Source organism: Azoarcus sp. TTM-91 (assembly GCF_012911025.1).
GTDB lineage: Bacteria > Pseudomonadota > Gammaproteobacteria > Burkholderiales > Rhodocyclaceae > Azoarcus.
On sequence record NZ_WUEI01000255.1, the window covers coordinates 1 to 1,402 of the forward strand.

1 protein-coding gene is annotated in these 1,402 nt (G+C 68.5%); it reads right to left on the reverse strand.

Features of this window, described 5'->3' with window-relative positions:
* On the reverse strand, nucleotides 1–1,385 hold a 1,385-nt coding region (locus GRF61_RS24075; RefSeq protein WP_348982476.1), incomplete at its 3' end, for an AMP-binding protein.
* Between the last annotated feature and the right edge of the window lie 17 nt (nucleotides 1,386–1,402).

Sequence of the window (1,402 nt, forward strand, 5' to 3'; positions counted from 1 at the left end):
CCCTTGGGCCGCCCGGTGGAGCCGGAGGTGTAGATCACGTAGGCCAGGTTCTCTCCACTCACCGGCACGTCGGGGTTGTGCTCTGCCTCCGCCGCCAGTGCCAGCGTGTCCAGCTCCAGCACCGTGAGTCCGGTCGGCAGCGGGAGCTGAGCTTGGACCTGGCTTTGCGTGAGCAGCAGCGCGATCCCGCTGTCTTCCATCATGTAACTCAGCCGCTCCGCCGGGTACTCCGGGTCCAGCGGCACGTACGCCCCGCCCGCCTTCAGGATGGCCAACAGGCCCACCACCATGTCCAAGGAGCGCTCCACCGCGATCCCCACCTTCACTTCCGGGCCGACGCCCAGCCCGGTCAGGTGGTGCGCGAGTTGGTTCGCCTGCCGGTTCAGCTCGCCGTAGCTCAGCTGCGCCTCGCCGAAGATCACCGCCACCGCGTCCGGGTTGGCCGCCGCCTGCGCTTCGATCAGACGGTGGATGGGCTCGACGCCTGCGTAGCATTCCCGGTTCTCGCCCCACGTCATCAGCTGCGCTCTCTCCCGTTCTCCCAGCAGCGCCAGTTCGCAGACCGGTGTGGCGCTCGCCTCCTGCAGCGCCGCCACCACCGCGCTCACCGCAGCATGCATATAGGCGCACAGCCGTTGCGCATCTGCTTCCGGGACGGCCTGGGCGACCAGTTCGAAGCCTTCTCCCAGGTCATCCACCGACACGCCCAGCGGGTAGTTGGTCCGCTCTTCTCCGCTCAGCACTTCCAGCCCTTCCCAGGCCGTGCCCTGGGCCTGCTCGCCCTGCGGGCTGTGCCGGTAGTTCAGCAGCGCCGAGAACAGCGGCGTGCCACCCGGCAAGCCGCTGCAGCGCTGCGCGAGCGCGAGGCTGGCGTGTTCGTGGTGCAGCAGTTCAGTCAGGGTCTGGTGGGTCTGCTTCAGACTTGCTTGTACTGAGTTCGCGCCCAGCCGCACCCGCATCGGCAGGGTGTTGATGAACAGACCCAGCGCGCTGTCCGCCTGCGCGCCGCCTTGCATCCGTCCGAACAGGACGGTGCCGAAGACGACGTCGTCGCGGCCCGTGGTCTTGCCCAGCACCAGCGCCCAGGCGAGATGGAAGAGGCTGGCCGCGCTCACGCCGTGCTTGCGGGCTTGCTCGCGGATGGCGCGGGCAAGGGCACTTTCCAGCGGTAGCCGGGCTTCTTCGATGCCGCTGCCGTCGCCCTGGATGTCGAGCAGTCCGAAGGGGGCGGTCGGTTCGGCCACGTCGCCCAGCAGTTGGGTGAAGAAGCTTTCGTGTTCGGCCACGCTCACGCCCAGCTTCGCCTGGGCGACGAAGCGGCGGAAGGGGACCGGTTCCGGAAGTTCGCCTTCCCTGCCCTCCTGGATCAGGGCGATCTCGCCCACCAGCAGTTCCAGCGTGG